This is a genomic window from [Clostridium] scindens, assembly GCF_019597925.1.
In the GTDB taxonomy this organism is placed as follows: Bacteria; Bacillota; Clostridia; order Lachnospirales; family Lachnospiraceae; genus Clostridium_AP.
Genome location: NZ_CP080442.1, coordinates 3,009,178 through 3,025,732 on the forward strand (window position 1 = coordinate 3,009,178; position 16,555 = coordinate 3,025,732).

Consider the following 16,555-nt stretch of genomic DNA (forward strand, 5'->3'; position numbering starts at 1 on the left):
TGATTGCAAGCACTATTTCTGGTTGGCAGGCTCCACTGCTACGGACTTTCCTTTGATCTTGGCATGATCCATCGCATTCAGGATATCCCTGGCGTATTCTCTTGGCACTTCTACGAAGGTATACTTATCATACATATCGATAGTCCCCACTACCTTGCCCGGCAATCCGCTCTCTCCTGCCAGCGCGCCCAGAATATCGCCCGGCTTCGCTTTATGCTTTTTGCCAATATTGATGAACAGTCGTACCATTCCTGGCTCCTCTGCTCCTGTATCCTCGAACATATCTGCACTGTCTTCTTCCTTGGTTCCTGAACACAGTTTCAAAAGCGCGGCTGCAATATCCATGCTGGTATAGTCTGAATCGTTTACTTCCGCCTGAATCATCTGGAAATATGTGGTAAGGTCCTCTTCCTCGATAATCCGGTTGATGGTTTCCATCAGCTTATCCATCTTCGTATTGGCAACATCGTCAAGAGACGGCACTTTCTGTGCATATATCTTAGTCTTGCAATATCTCTGGATTTCCTTAAGCTTGTATACTTCCTTGCCGGTCACGAATGAGAAGGAACGGCCGACACGTCCTGCACGCCCTGTCCTTCCGATTCTATGCACGTAATACTCATCATCCTGCGGAAGATCATAATTGAATACTGCCTCTACTTCTTCAACGTCAATGCCCCTGGCTGCCACATCTGTAGCCACCAGGATCTCTGTCTTTCCTTTCCGGAACCCTTCCATGACGCGGTCTCTCTGCGCCTGCTTCATATCTCCGTGAAGTCCGGCCGCAAAATAGCCTCTTCCCAGAAGCCCATTTACCAGCAGGTCAACCTGTTTCTTCGTATTACAGAAGATAACGGAAAGTTTCGGATTGTAAATGTCGAGAAGCCTGGAGAGCACTTCCTCTTTATTCTTCGGCTTTACTTCGTAGTAGAACTGTTCAATATTTGGAACTGTCAGTTCTTTTTTGGTAACCTTGATCAATTCAGCGTTCTTCTGGAATCTCTTAGTGATATCCAGAATCGGCTTTGGCATGGTCGCAGAGAAAAGAACGGTCTGACGCTCTTCGGGCACGCCTTCCAGAATCGTCTCAATATCTTCCCTGAATCCCATGTTCAGCATCTCATCTGCCTCATCCAGGACTACGGTATGGATGTTCTCCATCTTTACCGTCTTTCTTCTCATATGATCCATCACGCGTCCGGGTGTTCCAATAATCAGCTGCGTACCGCTTTTTAATGAACGGATCTGCTTAACAATCTCCTGTCCTCCATAGATCGGCAGCACCTTGATCGCATGCATATATTTGGCCAGATTCCGGATTTCTTCCGCCACCTGGATAGCCAGTTCCCTGGTAGGGCACAGAACGATGGCCTGTAGTTTCTTATTCTTGGGATCTATCTTTTCCAGCAGGGGAATTCCAAATGCTGCCGTCTTTCCTGTTCCGGTCTGGGCCTGGCCGATGATGTCTTTTCCCTCCATCATAGCCGGAATCGCCTTCGCCTGGATTGGTGACGCCTCTTCAAATCCCATGTTCTTTACTGCTTTCATAATCTCCGGGCATAATCCCAGATCTTCAAATCTTGCTTCTTCCATTAATTACATATTCCTTTCAAATCTCAAAAAAAATACTCTTTACCTGAACCCAAGTAAAGAGTACTCACACAGTTTCCATACTATGATATCATATTTGACTTGATTATGTCTACTTCTTTTTTCGGAAAATATGGAATTCCCTGCACCCGGCTATCTGCGCTGGCCAGAAGATACAGACTGCCTTTCTGGATTCCCATGCGTTTCGCGATAAAATTCTGCTCCAGCTGGACATGCTGAATCTTCTCATAAGACACATAGGATAGGCAGCGGCGGAAATAGCCGTTTGCCAGGATTACGCATTCCTTGCCCACGGCAAAGCCTGCGGTAGCATACCGAAGCGCCATCAAGAAGATCGCTAAGGCGATGAGCCCTGCCATTCCTGCCCCTATCCATCCTCTGTAGCGGGGCAGCAACTCTGCTAAGGTCCCCGCTACGCCTGCCACAGCCGCGCAGTAAGCCAGCAGAGGCATCATCCAGGCTGCCAGGGTCCCCTTTGGCTGTCTGGATACGGGCGTTCTGACTGCCTCTTCAAATTCCGGCAGAAGACTATGCAGTTTAGCATCCAGCACTTCTTTCTTACTGTAGAGCAGCAGGAAGGACTGCTTCTCCGCTTCGTCATCTCCCATCCCGACGTTCACGATCTCTGCCATATATCGGTGTGACATCCGTCCAAGAAGCGACTGGGTCAGCTTCAATGCATTGATCTTGTCCACTGGTATGGTATAACTTACCTTTTTCAAGAATCCGTAACGGATATACAGCCGGTCTTCTATTCTCTTTACTTTGAAATTATAGTATTTGACAAATCCTTTGATAATATCCCACAATGCTGACATAAATACGGTGGCCATCACCAGAATGCTCGCCAGGATTCCCATAATGCTTTTTCCGGCGAATCCCTGGCCCAGCGTATCTGATACTACTTCCGCCATGCCGACGGCACATCCCAGAAGAACCAGCAGAGAGAACAGGTTGATGGAAAAGAGTCCATGGACGATCATATCTCCAAGAGACGCCTCCACATCGTACTGCATCTGCTCTGCATCCGCCTTCCTTTCCTTTATGCTTTCCTCCCCGGACGCTTCCATCAGATCCATAAGATATTGGCGCAGCGACTGGGCATCCTTTTTCTTAAGGACGATCGTAACATCCGTCTTGTTGGCTGTTGACATGCTGTTTGTATCCAGCTTTATCTTGCTGGTCCCCGCCAGCATCTCGAATAGGTTCCGTTCCATATTCACATTGGATATATTCTTGATCCCTATCGTATCCTTCTTCCGGTTCAGCGTATTTCTCTCGATCACGATGGTATTGTCATAGATGGAAATATAAGTTTTCGACCAGACAATCAACTGCCATGCCGCCCCAATTGCCAGCAGCAGGAGGACCGCGCCGCAGGCAAGCAAGATAACTTTCGCATCTTTTGCATCCATTCCCGAACTATTGGCCAGAGCCTTTACATTCTGCGCCAGGCCGCTGATCGCGGCGACAAAAACTAATAGAAGAACCCGTCCCAGGCGTTCTGCCACAATAGAAATATGATTTCGGAATCTTATGTTATTCTCCATCTTCTTCCCCATCCTCTTCCCTCTGGCTGACAACGATCTCGTTGATTCTGCCCCTTAGATTCTCCGCTATCTGTTCTGCCTTCTCTTCCTCCAGAAACCGGATCGTGACATCGCCGCCTGCGGTGGTCACCACCACCTTTGCCACTTTGAACATCTGGTCTATCGGCCCCTTCAAGGTCTGCAGCTTGTGGAGTCTTTCTATAGGAACTATATTACGCTTTACAAACAGGTATCCTTCCTTGATGTCAATGCACTCTTCATTAATACTGTACCGGTATCTGTGATATCGGAAATAGGGGCTCGCCAGCGCATCGAATAAGGTCAGGATCACAAGCGCCAGGGACACTGCCTTCAGCATATCCATATCCTTTGGAAATATCCACAGCCAATTGACCGCGCCGATCACCGCAAGCGCGATCACGCTCGCAAGCGCCGTTGCCACATACATGCATCCCAGTGCCCGTTTTGATAACTTTTCATACTTCATACGAATACTCCTTCTGTCTGGTATATTATGGATGGTAATATTGTAATGTATCTGTCCGTATTAATCCAGAAAAATTTTTGTTATAATGATCTTATTATTTCTGTAACGAAATATTCCGTGGGGAGTCCAATCCATAGAAGGAGGTGAGGTGCAGTGGAATTCGAGGAAATATACAGCTTATATTTTAATGATGTCTATCTCTTCATCCTGGCACTCAGCAAGAATCCGGATATCGCAGAGGAGATTACCCAGGAGACTTTCTTCAAGGCTTTGAAGAACATCAATAAATTCAAAGGCGACTGCTCGATCAAGACTTGGCTGTGCCAGATCGGCAAGAATACCTACCTGTCGCATCTGAAAAAGCAGAAGCACCTTGCCCACGCCGAGGCAATCCCGGAACCTTGCGCTGACACGCCTTCCCAGGAAAATACCGAGGCCATCTGCATCCGCCGGGACGAAAGCCTTTCGATCTATAAGGTCCTCCACTGCCTGGAAGATCCTTATAAAGAAGTATTCACCCTCCGCACCCTGGGCGCCTTGTCCTTCAAGGAGATTGGAGAAATCTTCGGACACAAGGAAGGATGGGCGCGCGTGACCTATCACAGAGCAAAGTTGAAAATCCAAGAACTTATCAAGGAGGTGCAGTAAATGAGCAAAATACCTTGCGCCGTCATCCAAGATCTCATGGTTTTGTATGAGGACGATGTAATAAGCGCTGAAAGCAGGAAGCTGGTAGAAGAGCACATCCAGGAATGCGAGGATTGCCGTATCCTCTATGAAAAAACGAAAGCTCCGCTTCCTGATATCAAGATAGAAGATGAAGATTCTCTCAAATCAGCCAATGAGCGGGCTGTGCGTTCCATCAAGACCCTGAAACGCAAGCTTACCTCCCGGCATCTGATGATCCTTGGCCTGGTCCTGCTGCTGCTGTTTGCAGCGGACTATGTATGGTCCCAGTGCCTGGCGCCCTGGATTTATTCCGTTCCTGCCGATGATGTCCAGGTTACAGAACTTTATGAACTTAAGAATGGGGATCTCTATTGTACGCTGAAAACCAAAGAGAAATTTACAGATGTCCGGTACGATATGCTTCAGGTACCTTCCGGAAAAGAGAATGTAGATTATGACAAGGGATGGTATGAACTTCATTTTGGCTATCCGCAGCCATTTGAACACCTTGGCAGCCTCTATTTTTACCAGGATGAAATCAGCTTCATCTTTCCGAAGGAAGAGAAAAGCCCTTCTTCTTATGCCGCCCAGTATACCCACTCCTGCGCCTCCATCTATTATAGAGGCAAATCTGACGATGACCGGCTTATGATCTGGGAAGAAGGCCAGAAGGTCGATCCTGCTCCCAGAGAGATTGAGCAGAAAGTCAAAGAAGAGTACAAGAACTCACAGGAACTCGATTGGGAACCATTCGCTTATCCTATAACCCTAGAGCCATAAAATAGCAAGATATCATTTTATTCTTGCAGCGCTTCCTTCTTATGCTATACTTAGGATAAAATCAATCATACGTAGAAAGAAGGATGTTCCATGCTCACAGAGACAGATACCACTATATTGCAAGAATCCCTCCCTTTCTGGGATCAACTTAACGGCAACCAGAAGGAACTGCTTAAGTCCGGCTCTTCCCTCATGAAATACGCTAAAAACAGCAACGTGCACAGTGACAATTCACAGTGCGTCGGCATGCTGCTGGTCAAATCCGGCTCTCTTCGGGTCTATATGCTTTCGGAGGAAGGACGCGAGATTACCCTGTACCGTATCTACAGCGGAGAAGTATGCGTCTTGTCCGCCTCCTGCGTCTTAAAGTCCATCACGTTTGATGTATACATCGATGCCGTGGAGGCAAGCGAAGTCATCCAGGTTAGCTCCGCCTCCATCTCATCCGTCATGAATCAGAATATTTATGCCGAATGCTTTGCGTATAAGATGGCAACCGAGCGGTTCTCCGATGTAATGTGGGCCATGCAGCAGATTCTCTTTATGAGTTTTGACAGGCGCCTGGCCATCTTCCTGCTGGATGAGGCCGCGGCCCTGCATTCACAAGAGATCAAGATGACTCATGAGCAGATTGCCCGTCTGATGGGAAGCGCCCGTGAGGTTGTCACCAGAATGCTCAAATACTTCTCAAGCGAAGGTTATGTAGAACTTTCCAGAGGAACCGTAAAAATCCTTGATAAAAATAAATTAAAAAATCTGGCCTGAACCCTTGACCTTAACGCCGCGTAAACAGTTACACTGGCTTTGTCAGGAACTGACCAAAGGAGGAAGTCTTATGAAACATGGCTATACGGTTACCCAGCTGGCTGACATTGCCGGCATCAGCCCCCGCACGCTGCGCTACTATGACCAGATCGGGCTCCTTGTACCCAGACGCGCTCCGGATTCGGGCTACCGCATATATGGCAAGGAAGAGGTAGACGTACTTTGGCAGATATTGTTCTACAGACGAATGGGACTGGAACTTTCCACGATTGAAGGAATAATCAAGGATCCTGCCTTCAACCCGCTGGAAGCGCTACGGGCGCATCTCGACCATTTATACAAGGAGGAGCAGAATCTAAGGCTTCTGATTGAAACTGTGAAAAAGACGATTCAAATGGAAGAAGGGAAGATACGCATGACAGACCAGGAAAAATTTGCCGCGCTGAAAAGGGAATTAATCGAAGAAAACGAAGAGAAATATGGAAAGGAACTCCGTGAAAAGTATGGTGACAAAACGATTGAAAACAGCAATCAGAACATGCTGAATCTCACAGCAAAGGAGTATTATGCCATGAAAGAATTAGAAGGAAAGATTCTCGAGGCGCTGAAAGACGCCGTAACTTCCGGCGCGTCTGCATCAGATGCCGTCGGCAGGGATATTGCCATGATGCACAAAGAGTGGCTGGCTTACACATGGCCATCCTATGACCCCAAGGCTCATCTGGGGCTGGCGGAAATGTACGTGGCGGATGAACGGTTTCAATCCTATTATGACAAAGAACTCCCGGGATGCGCCAAGTTTCTTCGGGACGCCATCTGTGCCCACATAGCATGATGGTTTAGATGACAGGCCTAATACAACGACAGGCAGGCAGCGGTACAGGCTCCCATAGAAGGATTTCCTGCCGCTGCCTGTATTATGTCCATTTTAAACAATCTGCCAATTTTATATCCGAACTCTTTATTTTAACATCTCTAATATCTCTGCTTTGGACTTTGCCCCTACTTCCCTTTTCACCGGCTTGCCGTCTTTAAATACCATAAGAGTCGGTATCGACATTACCCTGTACTCTTTGGCCAGTTCCGGCTGCTCATCCACGTTCACCTTGCAGATCTTCGCGTCTTTGACCTCTCCTGCCAACTCTTCTATAATTGGCAATACCATCTGGCATGGTCCGCACCAGGTAGCCCAGAAATCAACCAGCACCGGTTCCTTCGCCTGTAATACTTCCTCGTTAAATGTTTCCTTTGTCAAATGAGCTGCTGCCATATCTATCATCCTTTCTTTCAATGTACTCTTTCGAGTATTTGTTTGCTTTGATGATTCTATTATACCCTATTTAAAAAGAAAATCTGTGATTCAGTCACATTTTGTAAATTTTATTTATAATCCACTAAAACAGAAAAAAATGTTATATTGGTTGTAACGAATCAAGCAGTCATGCGTCTAATGGACAAGCGAGGGGAGGTGACGGAATGGAACTGGAATTTGATGAAATATATAAGCGCTTTTTCAAGGATGTATATCTGTTCGTGCTGGCTATGAGCAAGGATCCGCATATCGCGGAAGAGATTACCCAGGATACGTTCTTCAAGGCGCTAAAGGAAATCAAGCATTTCCAGGGAAACTGTTCCGTCAAGTCCTGGCTGTGCCAGATTGCCAAGAATCTATACATCTCCTATACGCGCAAGAAAAAAGCAGTCCATACGGATGGTCTTGAACAGTTTCCCGATGACTCGGATATTGAAAGCATGTGCATCCGCAAAGACGAAGCCCTATCGATTTATAAGATTCTGCACTGCCTGGAGGAACCTTATAAAGAGGTATTCATCCTTCGTGTTCTGGGAGACTTAAGCTTCCGGGAGATCGGGGAAATCTTCGGCAAGCAGGAGACCTGGGCCAGAGTTACTTATCACCGTGCCAGGCTGAAAATCAAGGAGGTAATGATATGAGCAAGACAGACTGCGATATAATTAAAGATCTGCTGCCGTTATATGAAGATAATATCTGCAGCGAAAAAAGCAAAGACCTGATTGAAGAACATCTTATAGAATGCGAAGACTGCCGGGAATATCTGGAGTCCCTCCACGGGGAACTGCCGCCTATGGAGCCTTCTTCTGAGGACACGGCCATAGACGAGATCCGATTCATCCAGCGGATCCAGCACAAGATCGCCCGACAGAAACTGCTGGCCTGTGGAATTCTTCTGCTGGCAGTTCTGGCATTCTGCGCGATCTGGGATAACACTCCAATCGGCGAAGGCATCCAAAAACTGCCTTTATTTGACAAGCGTATTGCTTCCGATTATATTGAGCCAACCCAGTTATACCGGCTGAAAGACGGGCGCATCTTCTGTACGCTTAAGAGCGAGAAGCCTTTTAGCATCTCATCCTACTGGATAGACGTGCCGACACAAAAGTACGACCAGACTTATGATGATGGCAAGTCCATTCTTTCGCTGCGGCGCTCCAGATGGGAAGAATTCTGGTCCAATACCGCTTCTTTCACGGAAACGTCTTATGTACTGCCGCTTAAGGAAGAAGTGGACTCTGCCGCCTCCATAGATGAAGAGAACCAAACCGTAATCCATTACAGCACTTCCATCTATTATGAAGGTAAAAAAGGCGAGCGGAAACTCATCTGGAAAGAAGGCCAGGACATCAAGGATGCTCCTCTGTCAGTCGAAAAGAAAGTGGCCGCTGAAGAAAGCCAAGAGCCAAATGAATATTATGACCCGGAAGAAAATGTGCTCATCTTCGATTTTAAAGAATAGTAAACTCCAGCCACCAGACCACCGAACTGTTATCCTGCATCTGTATACACAGAATTTTAATATTAGTTCATAAAATATTTCTTAAAATTTGCCTCCATTTTATGCTATACTTAGACAACAGCAACCCCGAGTATCCGTATTAAGGAGGTGCAATATGAGATGGGAAAAAATACTGGCAGACAATGTCACTACTCTGGATGAATTATCAGCATCGATCCCACAGATCAAAGAATATGGAGATATTGCGTCAAAAGTGCTGAACAAATATCCCATGTCCATTCCACGTTACTATCTGTCTCTTGTCAATCCAGATGATGCCGATGACCCTATCCGGAAGATGTGCATTCCCTCCTTCCTGGAAATGGATCTTGCCGGCACATTCGACACCAGCGGCGAAAGTTCCAATACAAAACTGCAGGGACTTCAGCATAAGTATCCGCAAACGGTACTGCTGCTTTCCACGAACCGCTGCGCCATGTACTGCAGATACTGCTTTCGCAAGCGTATGGTGGGAAGCGGCACGCAAGAGGTCGTGGCAGATATTAGGGAAGCCATGTCCTATATACGGGAACATAAGGAAATTACCAATGTTCTCATCTCAGGAGGAGACTCCTTCCTGTTGAATACGGACGTCATCAGGGAATACCTGGATTCGCTTACCGCTATCGGTCATCTTGATTATATCCGGTTCGGAACCAAGACCCCTGTCGTCTTCCCCCAGCGTATACTGGAAGATTCCAGATTGCAGGACATTCTTCAGGAATATGGGCGTAAGAAACAGATCTATATCGTGACACAGTTCAATCACCCCAGAGAATTAACAGAAGATTCTATAAGTGCCGTAAGATGCCTGCAAGGCCTCGGCCTGATCGTCAAAAACCAGACGGTTCTTTTAAAAGGAGTCAATGACTGTCCCGAAACACTTGCCCTGCTTTTCCGGCGCTTCACAGAACTTGGGATCATCCCTTACTACATCTTCCAATGCAGGCCGGTGACCGGTGTGATGAACCAATTCCAGGTTCCCTTACAGGCTGGCTATGATATCATAGAGCAGGCGAAGGCCATGCAGAATGGCAATGGGAAATGCTTCCGCTATGTTCCGTCTAATCCGGACGGCAAGATTGAGATTCTGGGACGGACCGATGCCGGGCAGATGGTGTTCAAATATCACCAGGCCAAGGACTCTGATAATCTGGGGCGGGTGTTTCAAAGAGAGGTGGGGCCGGATATCTGCTGGATCGAGTAGAAATGCCAGGAGTCCATAATTCGCATAAAAAGCGTGCCGGAAGCATGTCTGATACCATGCTTCCGGCACGTTTCCTACTCTTTAGAATACTCTTTCAAATACTCTCCTACCATTCTGAATTCCTCTTCATATATGCAATTCGCAAGAGTCCCCTCCTGAACCTCTTGCATGCATTCCTCGTAATCCATCCAGATGACTTCTTCTACTTCCGACTCCTGCAAGGTCAGTTCCTCTATCTCTACGGGCTCCGTATACACATAGACCGAACTAAGCTCGTTGTCCCGGAACATCCTGCCGTAAAATACATCCTCAAAGGCTCCATGATGTACGCCTACATAATGCAGTTCTTCTTCTGACGCCGTGATGCCTAGTTCCTCTTTTATCTCCCTGACTGCCGATTCTATCACTGTATCCCCCGAAGCCACATGGCCTGCGGACGAGATGTCATAACATCCTGGATTGGAATCCTTGCAAGCGCTTCTCTTTTGAAGCAGCACGTCATACCCGCTCTTGTGGTTCTTTCTTACCACCCAGATATGCGCGGTGGCATGAAGGCTTCCTTCCCGGTGGGCAACGCCCCGCTCTCTCACGATTCCGGTCTTAGAGCCGTCCGGGTTAAGTATATCGAATAATTCCATTGGCTTTCCGTTCAACGCGGCAGATACCAGCTTGTCATGTCCGTCATAAACCAGTTTCAGGGAAAAGAACTCCTCTTCTTCATCCATCAGCCGGAAGAAGATCTTATCCCCTTCCCAGATGTTTAAGTTCCATACATCTTCAATGTCCACCCATTCCAATTCCCCCTCATCACATGGAATCGGCTCGCCTACAAAGCCGTCCGCGGTAAACAGGGACATGTATTCGGTAACCCCATTGCCGGATACGAAAGTTACAAGTCCTCTGTAACGGTAAGACGTAAGCGTGTATCCGGTCTCTTCCCATACTTCTCTTAGCAGGCACTCTTCCGGGCTTTCATCCTGTTCGAAGTGGCCCCCTACGCCAATCCACTTATCTTTATTTACATCGTTTTTCTTTACGGTTCGGTGCAGCATCAGATAACGCCCGTCCTGCTCGATGTAGCATAGCGTGCTTAGTTTCATCTGTTTCCTCCTTCGTTTCCAGACGCAAGGGAGACGTCTTGCCGGCCAATCAATAGTTTCCTGAATTCCTCGCCAGGCATGGGCTTATAATAATAGTATCCTTGTATCAAGTCGCATCCGCACTCCTTTAAGAATTCCAACTGTTTCTTCGTCTCAATGCCCTCGGCTACAGACTTAATATCCAATTCCTTGATTATTCCGAGAATGCCTTTTACGATCAGCTGCTCCTTTTTGCTGTCCGGGTTGCCCCGGAAGAACAGGGCATCTAATTTTAACACGTCTATTTCCAAATCCTTCAACATCCCAAGCGAAGAATACCCGGTGCCAAAATCATCCATGCTGCACTGAAAGCCATTGTCATGCAATTCCTTTATAATCTCAAGCATATAGTCCTGGCTCTCGCAGGCCACCGTTTCTGTAAACTCGATCTCCAGCATGCCATCGGGTATCTGGTACCGCTCTTTAATCGCGGCATAATTCTTGACAAAATCCGCCGTATAGAATCGGATCTTTGATACATTAACGGATACCGGAACTACCCTGGCTCCCTCCCGATATCTATCCTGCATGAATCTGCACACCTCTTCAAAAACATACTGATCCAGACGTCCGATCAGATGCTCCTTTTCGAATACAGGAATGAACTCTCCCGGCATTATCATCTTGCCTTCCGAAGTCTTCCAGCGTACCAGGGCCTCCGCGGCCTCGATCTCTCCTGTATAGGGTGACACCTTCGGCTGGAAATAAACGATGAATTCGCCCGCCGCAAGCGCGCTTCCCATACGGTCCGCAATATGGATTTCCCGGAACATCTGCTCGCGAATGCTTTCATTATAGAACGCATAGTTGCTGCCTGGCGCGTTCTTGATGGTCTTCTGGGCATAATTCGCCCGATTGACAAATCCCCTTATATCCAGTTTTTCAATGGTATCTTCAATACAGCAGATTCCACATGCGATCGCCATCACATGCTTGTCAGGAAGGACTTCGCGCTTCATGAAATCCCGGTCGATCTTCCTCTGCATATTCAGCAGGTCCTGCTTGTCTTCATAGCACCGCAGGACCAGAAACTGGTCAGCCATAGAGCGGGAGAGAAGTTCATTCTCCTTCAGGGAATCTGTCAGGGTCCTGGCATATTCTTTCAGAACCCTGTCCCCATACTCATAGCCGAATACATCATTGATATATTTGAAGTTCTCAAAATCGATATATACTACCGCTAGCTTTGCTCCCTGATTCTGATCAATGATCTCCTGACCTTCTGCATAAAAGCGCTCGATAGCATATGCGCCGGTCAGTTCATCCCGCCCGGCCTGATCAGCCAGTTCCGCCGTCTTTTCCCGAAGCCGGAAATACTTTCTCACATAATAGCCTATGGCGAATATGCTGACAATCAGGCAGAATACTCCAGTTATAACCATCTGTCTGACAAGCGCTGTCGAACGCTGTCCGGAATATTCCTGGATAGAGAATACCGTATCATTTGCCACGTCAAACAATTCTTCGCTTTGCTTTAAAAGCCTTTCTTTATCCGCCCCTTGCCTTACATCATAGATCTCTTTTTTAATCTGGCTCCAATTTTCATTTAATAATTCCAGCTCGTTGTTAAAGTCTGCATAACTGGTTCTCTTAAGTCCATACTGGCCTTCGCCTGTCAGCAATTCCTCCATGATGCCATCCACGTATGCTATCAATTCGTCATCCGGCTTATCGTTAGTTTCCAGTTTTATGACTCGCTGAGTAGCCCCGCGTACAATTCCTACATAATTAATTAATTTTCCATAATTACGGATGCGGGTGATTGACCGGGCTGAGAAAAGACTCATAACAAGTATGATAATCAGGACTATTGGAAGGAGAAATTTCATCTTTTTTTCATATTACGCTCCGAAGGAGTTTATTTATAAATTTCCTCTTAGCCTATATATTACCATCAAACTATTAAAAAATCACTATTTTTGCGCTTTTTCCTCATGAATTGCGCATCTTTTGTCATGCTGAAAACAACTCTTTAAATTGGCAGGCTATCTCTAACGCAGAGCGCCCCATATCCCACCTGAGGATTGGGATACTGGGTGAATCCCGGCAATGGCCTCGCGCCGCGCCTTAAATAGGCCTTTACCTTTTCTCCATACAGGTAATTATCATTCCCCCTTATAATTCCCCACTCCATCAGAAGCGCCGCGCCGCCCGTCACAAATGGCGTCGCAAAGGAGGTTCCGGTAAACTGTCCATAGCCTCCTCCGACCATGACAGAGGTAACGCTTACTCCCGGCGCAACGATATCCGGCTTCACCAACTGCTGTTCCCGGGTATATCCTCTTCCGGAAAAATCCGCATAGGAAAATGTCAGCGCATTGTAGGCGCCTACGGAAATTGCCCTGCTGGCAGTAGATGGGATTGTAAGCGTCGTGCTGTCCGTCGGAAATAAAAAGCCGGTTCCCTGGTTAAGCACGGATTCACTCGGAAGCCACATTTCAAATTCTCCGGATACGATACGCCTTGGAGACAGTACGATCTGCCAGATGCCCCCTGAGATATACCCGTCTCTTGGAATCATATCAATATAGATTTCCTGGGACGTGCTATAAGGGCTGGGCTCCCCATAATAGAGCAGGATCTCCGTCTGGCCTGCCGTATATCTTTGAGGGCCCAATATTTCCTTAAATGGCCCTACCGCCACTCCGGAAGGGTTGACGATGGAGATGTCCACCACGTCCGTGTATTCTTTCCATATCTGTATATTCAGCGCTGGCTGGCTACTTTGCACCGCCAGCTGGATAATCGTCTCCTCGTCTTCCCGGAGCACGCCGGAAGTATGGCCCGCGCTCGCCGCCTCATTCCCTGTCCCGATACAGATGCTGTTCTTCCAGATATTGGAGATGTCGTCAATAAACCGTTCTAAAAGCGATGTCCCGTCATGGGGGCCGTATGTATTTCCAAAACTGATGTTAATCGCTACCGGCATCTGAAATTCCAGAGATTTTCGGATGACATAATCAATTCCCTGCATCAGTTCCGTGGTCCGGGGAAAGCCCTCCTGCCTGGGATTCCCAAGTTTCACCACCAGCAGCTGGCTTTCAGAGGCAACACCTGCATACTGGCCGCCGCTATTCCTTCCATTTCCTGCCGCGATTCCCGCTACCGCCGTCCCATGTCCAGAGGTATCTACGCTTGGAACCAGCCTTCCTCGCTCCTGCAAAGTCGGCTGTCTAAGCGCTTCGTTAATCTGCTCTTGCGTGTATTCTGCTCCAATGGCATACCCTTCCGGCGGCGTCCGTCCCTCTCCCGGCGCGAGAGACTGATCCCACAGCGCCCGTATTCTTGTGGTTCCATCTGCCTCCCGAAAATCCTGGCTGGCATAATCGATCCCGGAATCTATGACTGCGACAAGAACGCCCTGTCCATATAGCGCAAAGCGGGTATCCTGCACCGAATCGATACAGGATACCCGTCTTCCGTTTGCGACTTGAAAGAACAGCCTTTTGGGCTTCTCAATATATTCTACTTCCACCAGCTGCGCAAGTTCGTCAATCCTGGATTCCAGGATGGTAATGATTGCATATTCGTTCAGCAGTTCCACAACCTGGTTTGCCAGGGTCCTCACCCGTTCCAGGCTTCCTGAGTATTTGATGATCAGATCCCATTCCCTGTCAATCGGATTATATCCTACATCCAGATCCAGAGATTTCTCCCGTTCTTCTTCCGTGGCGTCTATCGCCAGATTTAACTGGTCCTCAATCTTCTGACTTGCCATGCAATCCCTTCCTTACCTACAATATTATTTGATAAACTCGCATTCAAAATATGGAGCCATGCTTGCCGGTATAAAGTATCCACGTTCGTGGCGGCATACCGGACACACTTCCGGAACCAGCTTGCCCTTATGAATATGCCCGCAGTTCAGGCACATCCAGTACTTATCCTCTTTGCTTTCAAAATACTGATTATTCTCCAGCATGCAGGCCAGCTTGCCAAACCGCTTTGCATGCGTCTGCTCTACCCTTGCTATCTGGTAGAACGCGGACGCCACTTCTATGAAGCCTTCTTCTTTGGCTATATCTCCGAAGTTCTGGTACACATCCTCATACTCTTCCATCTCGTTATGCTCCGCGGCTTTTAACAGTTCGATCACGCTGTCAAAATGGTCTACCGGGTAGCCTCCGTCAATATGGATGGTCGTTCCCGATAGGTTCTTAAGCAGATCATAGAAGCGCTTTGCATGAGCGCGCTCTTGGTCTGCAGTAAAGAGAAATACCTGGTTGACGGCAAATAACCCCTGCTCTCTTGCAACCTCGGCTGCTATCGTATAGCGGTTTCTTGCCTGGCTCTCCCCGGCAAATGCTCTCATCAGATTCTCTCTTGTCTTACTTTCTTTAAAATCAATAGCCATGTCACACACTCCTTTTCATTATTAATAGTAGTATGTAGCATGGCTGCCAGATTATACATATTTAATTAAATCCGATTATTCTTCTTGCAACCGTATAAGCCAGCGAAGAGATCTTCCGGCCTGACTTGCCCGGGATATTCATGGTCTGACCCAGGATTCCGTAGCGGATCTTAATGTAGGTCTTCATATCCCGCTTCTTCAGATACAGCCACAATTCCTTTTTCTTCTCCAGATTCTCCTTCTCCTTTGAACGGATCAAAAGAATCGAAGATACCGTCATCATGATTGCCAGGTAATTTATCATATACTGTCTCAGTTTCTTGCTGGTCACCTTTTTCAGCTGGTACATGTCTATCATGGTCTTGGTTACGAATATCTGCTGGTCTACTCTTGCAATCATTACCTTCTCATTGACGGACTGATCCTCTCTTCCAATAAAGTACCTGTAAAAATCTACATCCAGATAATATATCTTGCGTACATGAGGCAGGGGATAGTATACATAGATATTATCCACGTAGAAGGTATGCTTCGGCAGTCTCATCTGGCTCAGCTTGAGCATGTCCGTCCGATAGATTACAGAATGCATCAGAATATATTGATCTAAACGGAAATGTCCGATATCATCCCAGCGGAACACCTCGTCCTGCGGAAGAACGTTCCGGTAGTGTATGCATTTTTTATGGGTGACCCCTACTTTTTCATAGACATAGTTGGAAATCAGCATGTCAATCTGCTCATTGTCCTCTTCCAGATGGCGCATCAGCATCAGTATCTTATGCAGCGCCTCCTCATCCACCCAGTCATCACTGTCCACAACCTTAAAATACTTTCCACTTGCATTGGCAAGTCCGGCGTTGACCGCGTCGCCATGCCCTCCATTTTCTTTGTCAATCACTTTGATTATATCCGGATACTTGTCCATATACTCATGGGCAATCTGCGAAGTTTTATCTTTAGAACCATCATTCACGATAATAATCTCTACCTCATCCCCGCCCGGCAGGATGCTTTCAATGGCATGGGCCATGTAATCCTGGGAATTATAGCATGGGATTGCAAATGAAATATACTTCATCATTCTTCTCCTTTTCTTCGATGAATTATCTATCTAGTATAAATCATTTCATAAGATTTTCCAACCGCTTCTTGGTAAAATATCTCCTTATTGATTGTAAAT

16 protein-coding genes are annotated in these 16,555 nt (G+C 47.2%); 7 read left to right on the top strand and 9 right to left on the bottom strand.

Annotated elements, in window-relative coordinates:
* Positions 1-12 precede the first annotated feature (12 nt).
* From K0036_RS14330 to K0036_RS14340, 3 genes are all read right to left on the bottom strand, one after another.
* Positions 13-1,593: a DEAD/DEAH box helicase gene (locus K0036_RS14330; protein WP_025642632.1), complete on the bottom strand. Its 1,581-nt coding sequence runs from the start codon at positions 1,591-1,593 to the stop codon at positions 13-15.
* An 80-nt stretch (positions 1,594-1,673) separates the two neighbouring features.
* Positions 1,674-3,161 carry a PH domain-containing protein gene (locus K0036_RS14335; protein ID WP_244095211.1) on the bottom strand — a complete coding sequence of 496 codons (1,488 nt, stop codon included), beginning with the start codon at positions 3,159-3,161 and terminating at the stop codon, positions 1,674-1,676.
* Complete coding sequence (locus tag K0036_RS14340) at positions 3,151-3,648, bottom strand: PH domain-containing protein (RefSeq protein ID WP_029466443.1); 498 nt, start codon at positions 3,646-3,648, stop codon at positions 3,151-3,153. Before K0036_RS14340 ends, K0036_RS14335 begins: the two co-directional genes overlap by 11 nt.
* A 153-nt stretch (positions 3,649-3,801) precedes the next feature.
* On the opposite strand from K0036_RS14340, the gene K0036_RS14345 reads away from it, so the two are divergent.
* The 4 genes from K0036_RS14345 to K0036_RS14370 all read left to right on the top strand — a co-directional run bounded on the left by K0036_RS14345 (position 3,802) and on the right by K0036_RS14370 (position 6,697).
* Complete coding sequence (locus K0036_RS14345; protein WP_220430035.1) at positions 3,802-4,296, top strand: RNA polymerase sigma factor; 495 nt, start codon at positions 3,802-3,804, stop codon at positions 4,294-4,296.
* A complete protein-coding gene (locus tag K0036_RS19160) occupies positions 4,297-5,097 on the top strand; it encodes a zf-HC2 domain-containing protein (protein ID WP_180214009.1) in 801 nt (266 codons plus the stop codon).
* Between the two features lie 90 nt (positions 5,098-5,187).
* Positions 5,188-5,862, top strand: coding sequence for a Crp/Fnr family transcriptional regulator (locus tag K0036_RS14365; protein ID WP_220430036.1), 675 nt, complete (start codon positions 5,188-5,190; stop codon positions 5,860-5,862).
* Positions 5,863-5,932: 70 nt separating this feature from the next.
* Positions 5,933-6,697 carry a MerR family transcriptional regulator gene (locus K0036_RS14370; protein ID WP_173693983.1) on the top strand — a complete coding sequence of 255 codons (765 nt, stop codon included), beginning with the start codon at positions 5,933-5,935 and terminating at the stop codon, positions 6,695-6,697.
* Positions 6,698-6,823: 126 nt separating this feature from the next.
* Here K0036_RS14370 and trxA read toward each other — a convergent pair whose 3' ends face one another.
* Positions 6,824-7,192, bottom strand: a complete 369-nt coding sequence (gene trxA, locus K0036_RS14375; protein ID WP_256147845.1) for a thioredoxin — start codon at positions 7,190-7,192, stop codon at positions 6,824-6,826.
* 146 nt (positions 7,193-7,338) lie between these two features.
* Between trxA and K0036_RS14380 the strand changes: the two genes are divergently transcribed.
* The 3 genes from K0036_RS14380 (at position 7,339) to K0036_RS14390 (ending at position 9,882) form a co-directional block, all read left to right on the top strand.
* Positions 7,339-7,815, top strand: a complete 477-nt coding sequence (locus K0036_RS14380; protein WP_173693984.1) for an RNA polymerase sigma factor — start codon at positions 7,339-7,341, stop codon at positions 7,813-7,815.
* Positions 7,812-8,636, top strand: coding sequence for a zf-HC2 domain-containing protein (locus tag K0036_RS14385; protein WP_220430037.1), 825 nt, complete (start codon positions 7,812-7,814; stop codon positions 8,634-8,636). The genes K0036_RS14380 and K0036_RS14385 overlap by 4 nt, the downstream gene beginning before the upstream one ends.
* Before the next feature lie 154 nt (positions 8,637-8,790).
* A complete protein-coding gene (locus K0036_RS14390) occupies positions 8,791-9,882 on the top strand; it encodes a KamA family radical SAM protein (RefSeq protein WP_220430038.1) in 1,092 nt (363 codons plus the stop codon).
* 74 nt (positions 9,883-9,956) lie between these two features.
* On the opposite strand, the gene K0036_RS14395 is transcribed toward K0036_RS14390, so the two are convergent.
* The 5 genes from K0036_RS14395 to K0036_RS14415 all read right to left on the bottom strand — a co-directional run bounded on the left by K0036_RS14395 (position 9,957) and on the right by K0036_RS14415 (position 16,453).
* Complete coding sequence (locus tag K0036_RS14395) at positions 9,957-10,982, bottom strand: NUDIX domain-containing protein (protein WP_025642614.1); 1,026 nt, start codon at positions 10,980-10,982, stop codon at positions 9,957-9,959.
* On the bottom strand, positions 10,979-12,808 hold the full coding sequence (locus tag K0036_RS14400; protein ID WP_259283314.1) for a putative bifunctional diguanylate cyclase/phosphodiesterase: 1,830 nt from the start codon (positions 12,806-12,808) through the stop codon (positions 10,979-10,981). The genes K0036_RS14395 and K0036_RS14400 overlap by 4 nt, the downstream gene beginning before the upstream one ends.
* Before the next feature lie 185 nt (positions 12,809-12,993).
* Entirely contained in the window at positions 12,994-14,739 is a 1,746-nt protein-coding gene (locus K0036_RS14405) for a S8 family peptidase (protein WP_220430040.1), read from the bottom strand.
* Between the two features lie 24 nt (positions 14,740-14,763).
* Positions 14,764-15,375: a rubrerythrin gene (gene rbr / locus K0036_RS14410; RefSeq protein ID WP_220430041.1), complete on the bottom strand. Its 612-nt coding sequence runs from the start codon at positions 15,373-15,375 to the stop codon at positions 14,764-14,766.
* 61 nt (positions 15,376-15,436) lie between these two features.
* Positions 15,437-16,453 (bottom strand): glycosyltransferase family 2 protein, encoded by a 1,017-nt coding sequence (locus K0036_RS14415; protein WP_025642606.1) that lies wholly within the window; start codon positions 16,451-16,453, stop codon positions 15,437-15,439.
* Between the last annotated feature and the right edge of the window lie 102 nt (positions 16,454-16,555).

Bases quoted from the DNA above. Each gene is read 5' to 3' on its own strand.
- K0036_RS14330 (WP_025642632.1), bottom strand. From the start codon at position 1,593: ATGGAAGAAGCAAGATTTGAAGATCTGGGATTATGCCCGGAGATTATG.
- K0036_RS14335 (WP_244095211.1), bottom strand. From the start codon at position 3,161: ATGGAGAATAACATAAGATTCCGAAATCATATTTCTATTGTGGCAGAA.
- K0036_RS14340 (WP_029466443.1), bottom strand. From the start codon at position 3,648: ATGAAGTATGAAAAGTTATCAAAACGGGCACTGGGATGCATGTATGTG.
- K0036_RS19160 (WP_180214009.1), top strand. From the start codon at position 4,297: ATGAGCAAAATACCTTGCGCCGTCATCCAAGATCTCATGGTTTTGTAT.
- K0036_RS14365 (WP_220430036.1), top strand. From the start codon at position 5,188: ATGCTCACAGAGACAGATACCACTATATTGCAAGAATCCCTCCCTTTC.
- K0036_RS14370 (WP_173693983.1), top strand. From the start codon at position 5,933: ATGAAACATGGCTATACGGTTACCCAGCTGGCTGACATTGCCGGCATC.
- K0036_RS14380 (WP_173693984.1), top strand. From the start codon at position 7,339: ATGGAACTGGAATTTGATGAAATATATAAGCGCTTTTTCAAGGATGTA.
- K0036_RS14385 (WP_220430037.1), top strand. From the start codon at position 7,812: ATGAGCAAGACAGACTGCGATATAATTAAAGATCTGCTGCCGTTATAT.
- K0036_RS14390 (WP_220430038.1), top strand. From the start codon at position 8,791: ATGAGATGGGAAAAAATACTGGCAGACAATGTCACTACTCTGGATGAA.
- K0036_RS14395 (WP_025642614.1), bottom strand. From the start codon at position 10,982: ATGAAACTAAGCACGCTATGCTACATCGAGCAGGACGGGCGTTATCTG.
- K0036_RS14400 (WP_259283314.1), bottom strand. From the start codon at position 12,808: ATGAGTCTTTTCTCAGCCCGGTCAATCACCCGCATCCGTAATTATGGA.
- K0036_RS14405 (WP_220430040.1), bottom strand. From the start codon at position 14,739: ATGGCAAGTCAGAAGATTGAGGACCAGTTAAATCTGGCGATAGACGCC.
- rbr (WP_220430041.1), bottom strand. From the start codon at position 15,375: ATGGCTATTGATTTTAAAGAAAGTAAGACAAGAGAGAATCTGATGAGA.
- K0036_RS14415 (WP_025642606.1), bottom strand. From the start codon at position 16,453: ATGAAGTATATTTCATTTGCAATCCCATGCTATAATTCCCAGGATTAC.